Below are 5802 nucleotides of genomic sequence, written 5' to 3' on the forward strand. Positions count from 1 at the left end.
GGAGGCGGCGGCGTGAGCGCGAGGAGTGAGCCGGGTCTGCGAGCCCCGCAGTCGCGATCGACGGTGGCTCAGCCCCCGCCCCCCGCCCCCCGCGCCCCGCGTCCGCGCCCCCTGGGTTCCGCGATCTTGCACTTACTGCCGCCGCAAATCGGGCAGTTCGGGACCAACCCGCGACCGAAAGTGCAAGATCGCGGCGGCAGGTAGGCGGGGAGGGCCGGGGTGGGGTGGGGGGTGGGGGGTGGGGGTTAGAACAGGCGGAGGCGGGCGGCGCGGAGGCGGGTCAGGGTGCGCTCGCGGCCCAGCACCTCCAGCGACTCGAAGAGCGGCAGACCGACCGTGCGACCGGTCACCGCGACCCGCACCGGGGCCTGCGCCTTGCCGAGCTTGAGGCCGCGCTCGGCCCCGACCGCCTCCAGCGTCGACTTCAGCGACTCGGCGTTCCACGACTCCAGTGCCTCGTACGCGGCGATCGCCGCGTCGAGCAGGTCGGCCGCGCCCTCCTTCATCGCCTTCGTCCAGGCCGCCTCGTCGATGAGCGGACTGTCGACGAAGAGGAAGTCGACGTTCGGCACGATCTCGCTGAGGACCGCGATCCGGGTCTGAGCCAGCGGGGCGACCGCCGCGAAGGCGTCCGCGTCGAACTCCTCGGGCTGCCACGGCGGCGGCGGGATCGTGTCGGTGCCGGTCAGCCACGGCCGGCAGGCGTCGACGAACTCCGCCACCGGCAGCGCCCGGATGTACTCGCCGTTGAACGCGCGCAGCTTCTTCTCGTCGAAGAACGCGGGGGAGGGGTTGACCTCGTCCAGCCGGAACTCGTCCTCGATCACCGACCAGGGCACGATCTCGCGGTCGTTCGAGGGCGCCCAGCCGAGCAGCATGAGGTAGTTGCGCATCGCGTCGGCGAGGTAACCCTCGTCCCGGTACGCCTCCAGCGCGACCTTGTCCCGCCGCTTCGAGAGCTTCTGGCGCTTCTCGTTGACGACGACGGGCACGTGTGCCCAGACCGGCGGCTTCACCCCGAGGGCGTCCCAGAGCAACTGCTGCTTCGGCGTGTTGGGCAGGTGCTCCTCGGCCCGGATCACGTGGGTGATGCCCATGGTCATGTCGTCGACCACGTTCGCCAGCAGGAACACCGCGGAGCCGTCACCGCGGGCGATGACGAAGTCCTCGATCAGCTTGTTCTCGAAGGTCGGCTCGCCGCGGATCAGGTCGACCACCACGGTCTCGCCCTCGTCCGGCGTGCGGAAGCGCAGCGCCCGGCCCTCGCCCGGCTCCAGGCCCCGGTCCCGGCAGAAGCCGTCGTAGCCCTGGTACTGCGAGCCGGTGCGGGCCTGTACGGCCTCCCGGGTGCAGTCGCAGTAGTACGCCCGACCCGCCTCGTGCAGGCGCTGGGCGGCGGCGCGGTGCTCGGCCGCGTACGACGACTGGAAGTAGGGACCCTCGTAGCTGTCCCGCGCGATGCCGATCCACTCCAGCGCCGACAGGATGCCCTCGGTCCACTCGGGCTTGTTGCGGGCCGCGTCGGTGTCCTCGATGCGGAGCACGAACACCCCGCCCTGCTGCTTGGCGTAGATCCAGTTCTGCAGGGCCGAGCGGGCACCGCCGACGTGGAACATACCGGTCGGGGAAGGGGCAAAGCGTACACGTACCGTCACGTCCCCAGCCTACGGCCGCCCGCGACCGGATTCCGCCGCGGGGCAGGCTCAGGGCACCGAGCGGATCTTCAGCACCAGGACACTGCCGAGGACCGTGACCGCCGCCGTGGCCGCGTAGAGCACGGGGTAGCCGCCCAGGTGGACCACGATCGGCGCGGAGATCGCCGGGCCGAGCACCTGCGGCGCGGAGTTCGCGATGTTGATCACGCCGAGGTCCTTGGCCCGGTCGGCGGCCCGGGGCAGCACCTGCGTGATCAGCGCGGCGTCCACCGACAGGTAGACGCCGTACCCGGCGCCGAGCAGCAACGCCGCGACCACCGCGACCGGCCAGACCGGCGCGGCGGCGAGCAGCAGCGCCGCCACCGCCATGATCCCGCCGGCGGTGATCACGAAGACCTTTCGCCGCCCGGAGCGGTCGGACAGGCGTCCGGCCACCACGGCCGTCGCCGCCAGGCCGGCGGTGTAGAGCAGGATCAGCACCAGCAGCCCGCCCTCGGGGTCCGCGACCCGCACCTCGTCGGTGAGGAAGTAGAGCAGGTAGAGGGTGCCCAGGGCGTTGCCGAGCTGCACCAGGAAACGGGTGATCCACGCCCAGCCGAAGTCCGGGTACCGGCGCGGCGACACCCACATCGAGGCGACCAGGCCGCGCAGCGGTGGCCGGTGCGCCCGGGGCAGCGGGTCGTCGACGGTGCGCAGGGTGAAGGGCAGGGAGAGCAGCAGCACCGCCACCGCGATCGCGACGTACCCGGCGGCGTTGCCGGTCACCACGGCGGTCACCAGCACCACACCCAGCACCAGGCCGAGGGCCTGCGGGATGCCCACCCAGCCGGAGACCCCGCCGCGCTGGGCCACCGGTACCCGGTCCGGCACGGCGGCGGTCAGGCTGGCCAGCATCGCGTTGAAGCAGACCTGCGCCGCGACCCAGGCCAGCGCCACGCCGGCCACGGTCCGCTGCTGCGACAGCAGGATCAGGGCCAGCGCCCCGAGCACCGCGCCGCCGGCGGTCCACACGTGCCGTCGGCCGAACTCGCGGCCGGCCACCCGCAGGCAGGTGCGGTCGGACAGCGCTCCGGCGAGCGGGTTGGCCAGGACCGCGGCGAGCGCGCCGAGCCCGGTGACCACCGCGAGCATGGTCTCCTTGTCGTCCGGCGCGATCACTCCCAGTTGCTGGGGCAGCAGCACCTGGATCGGCGTGAAGAACGCCATCCAGACGCCGAGGTTGGCGGTGACGAGCAGCGCGACCCAGCGCCGCGAGACGGCCGCGGTGGGTTCGGCGAGGGCCGCCGGCAGTGACGCCGGCGTCGGGTCGACGGTGGTCACCGCGCGCGGATCAGGTCGCGGAGCCAGGCGTACGACGACTTGGGCGTACGGGCCTGGGTGTCGAAGTCGACGTGCACCAGCCCGAACCGCTTGGTGAAGCCCTCGGCCCACTCCCAGTTGTCCAGCAGCGACCAGACGAAGTACCCGGTCACGTCCACCCCGTCGTCGATGGCGGCCCGGACCGCCCGCAGGTGCCCGTCGAGGTACGCGATGCGCTCCGGGTCGTGCACCCGCCCCTGCGCGTCCGGCGCGTCGTCGTACGCGCAGCCGCTCTCGGTGACCTGGATCGGCGGCAGGTCGGCGCCGTACGTGCGGTGCAGCCAGCCGAGCAGTTCGCGCAGACCGTCGGGGACCACCGGCCAGTCGAAGGCGGTCCGCGGGTAGCCCTCCAGCGGCACGATCTCGAACGGCAGGGGCGAACCCTCCTCGGGCGCGCGTACGCCGCTGGGGTTGTAGTAGTTGACCCCCAGCACGTCCAGCGGGGCGGCGATGGTCGCCAGGTCCCCGTCGCGCACGACGGCGGTGTCGAGCCCGGCGCCGTCGGGGTAGCCGCGGCCCAGCAGCGGGTCGGTGAAGAGCCGGTTGTGCAGCGCGTCGTACGCGGCTCCGGCGGCACGGTCGGCGTCGGTGTCGCCGAACACCCGCACCGGCGAGTAGTTGTTGGCGATGGCGACGGGGCTCGCGGTGCGGGCGCGCAGCGCGGCGACGGCCAGGCCGTGCCCGAGCAGTTGGTGGTGGGCGACCGGGAAGGCGTCGAAGAGCAGCATCCGGCCCGGGGCGTGCACGCCCATGCCGTGGCCGAGGCTCATGTGGACGAACGGCTCGTTGAGGGTGATCCAGAGCTTCACCCGGTCGCCGAGGCGGGCGGCGGTCGCGTCGGCGTACTCGGCGAAGCGGTGGGCGGTGTCCCGGTCCAGCCAGCCACCGGCGTCCTCCAGCGGCTGCGGCAGGTCCCAGTGGAAGAGGGTGGCCACCGGATCGATGTCGTGGGCCAGCAGGTCGTCCACCAGCCGGTCGTAGAAGTCCAGCCCCGCGGGGTTGACCGCACCCGTGCCGGTCGGCACGACGCGGGGCCACGCGATGGAGAAGCGGTACGCCGAGACGCCCAGCCCGGCCATCAGTGCCACGTCCTCGGCGTACCGGTGGTAGTGGTCGCACGCCACGTCCCCGGTGCTGCCGTCGACGATCCTCCCGGGGGAGTGGGCGAAGGTGTCCCAGATGGACGGCCCGCGCCCGTCCTCCCTCGCGGCCCCCTCGATCTGGTACGCGGACGTCGACACGCCCCAGCGGAACCCGGCGGGGAAGCGGGGCAGCGGTCCGGTCGGCATGAGCCCTCCCGTCGATACGTGAGACGTGTTCGGGACTCTAGGCCGCGTCCTCAGGAAAGGCCATAGGCCCTCGGAGGCTGCCAATGCAACCAGTTTCGGCGTGTCTTTTCCGAACCCGTCCAACTAAGTCCGATTTGACGCATAGAGTGCCGATATCGTGGGATGTCCTCACCGGAGGAAAGACGGAAATGATCCTCGTGGAACGCAGTGCGCACGTGATGGCGCCGGTGGAAGTGGTCTGGGATGTCGTGCAGCGGGCCGAGCAGCTGCCGGCCTGGCTGGCAGGGGTCCGCGCGGCCGAGGTGCTCTCGGGTGAGGGCTTCGGTCGGCGGCAACTGGTCCAGGCAGGGCGCGGCGCGGCGCACGAGGCCGAGGTGATCGCCTACCAGGAGCCGACCCTGATCGGCTGGCGGGAACGCGCCAAGGGCGCCGGTGCCCGGGCGGAGGCGCGCACCGAGATCTACGTTCAGCTCACCGCCGACGAGGAGGAGAGCGGGACGATCGTGCGGCTCATCGTCGTACGCTGGCCGGCCGGTCCGGTCAAGGCCGCCCTGCTCCGGCTCGGTCTGCGTCGGGTCGGCGCCGACCTGGAGGACTCGCTCGCCCGGCTGACCGACCTGGCCGCCGTCGGCTGACCGGATCCGTCCTGGCGCCACCCGCGCGACGGCGGTGGCCCGGATGTCCCCGCCAGGGGCACCCCGGGTCGCCGCCGGCTCGCCCACCCCGCCGCCGCGCCCGCCGGACCTGCCGGACCGGCACGCGTGCGGCGGGGCGGTTCACACCGTCACCGTGAAGGTGGCGACGTGCACCCGGTCGAGGTGCCGGAACTCGAAGAACAGCCGGTAGGTGCCCGCCGACGGCACCGTCACGCCGAACGCCACCACCGAGCTGGGCCGGCTCGCCGCCGCCGGATGGACGTGCAGGTACGCCAGGTCGCCCTGGCGCAGCGCGACCAGGTGCCCGTACGCGCCCAGGTGCGGTTGCAGGTCGTGCACCGGCTGGCCGTCGCGGCCGAGCCAGACCAGCACCTGGTTGGACTCGCCCGCGCGCAGGCCGCCGTCGAGCGTGACCGTGTACCCGTCGACGAGCACGGTCTCCTCCGGCGGGGCGAGCGGTCGCGCCTCGTACCGGCCGGGGACCGGCACGTCCACGCCCAGGGTGACCGCCGCCGGTGCTCCCTCCGGCCAGAAGTCGGCGATGGCACGCAGCGGGCCGGCCGCGGCGGGTGTGACCTGGACACGCCACGTGCCGTCGGGTGCCATCTCCGGGTGCACGTGCTGGTAGCCGGCCAGGTCTCGGCCGACGAGGACCAGGTGCATCCGCCGCTCGTGGTTCTCCTTGAAGGTGGTCAGCGCGGCGCCGGTCGGGTCGGTGATCCGGAACGCCAGTTCGCCCGGCCGCCCGGCGACCAGGCTCCCGCTGTCCAGGGCCAGGGTCCAGCCGTCCCGGGACACCTCCAGCCCGCCGGGGCCGTGGCCGAGGTGCGCCGCGCTTGCCGG

General features: G+C 73.0%; 5 protein-coding genes. 1 reads left to right on the forward strand and 4 read right to left on the reverse strand.

Annotated features, from left to right (window positions below; translation table 11 throughout):
- Positions 1-245 precede the first annotated feature (245 nt).
- Genes gltX through AB0I76_RS20905 form a run of 3 tightly spaced genes read right to left on the reverse strand, consistent with a single transcriptional unit; the run spans position 246 to position 4303 of the window.
- Positions 246-1655, reverse strand: coding sequence for a glutamate--tRNA ligase (gene gltX / locus AB0I76_RS20895; RefSeq protein WP_357037898.1), 1410 nt, complete (start codon positions 1653-1655; stop codon positions 246-248).
- A 48-nt stretch (positions 1656-1703) separates the two neighbouring features.
- The gene (locus AB0I76_RS20900) at positions 1704-2975 is read right to left on the reverse strand and encodes an MFS transporter (protein WP_357037901.1); all 1272 of its coding nucleotides are present in this window, start codon (positions 2973-2975) and stop codon (positions 1704-1706) included.
- Complete coding sequence (locus AB0I76_RS20905; protein ID WP_357037904.1) at positions 2972-4303, reverse strand: GH1 family beta-glucosidase; 1332 nt, start codon at positions 4301-4303, stop codon at positions 2972-2974. The genes AB0I76_RS20900 and AB0I76_RS20905 overlap by 4 nt, the downstream gene beginning before the upstream one ends.
- Positions 4304-4491: 188 nt before the next feature.
- Here AB0I76_RS20905 and AB0I76_RS20910 point away from each other — a divergent pair, with 188 nt between their 5' ends.
- On the forward strand, positions 4492-4938 hold the full coding sequence (locus AB0I76_RS20910; protein ID WP_357037907.1) for an SRPBCC family protein: 447 nt from the start codon (positions 4492-4494) through the stop codon (positions 4936-4938).
- A 141-nt stretch (positions 4939-5079) separates the two neighbouring features.
- On the opposite strand, the gene AB0I76_RS20915 is transcribed toward AB0I76_RS20910, so the two are convergent.
- Positions 5080-5802, reverse strand: a 723-nt coding sequence (locus AB0I76_RS20915; protein WP_357037910.1) for a hypothetical protein, incomplete at its 5' end; no start/stop codon positions are given.

Source organism: Micromonospora sp. NPDC049799 (assembly GCF_040656655.1).
In the GTDB taxonomy this organism is placed as follows: Bacteria; Actinomycetota; Actinomycetes; order Mycobacteriales; family Micromonosporaceae; genus Micromonospora.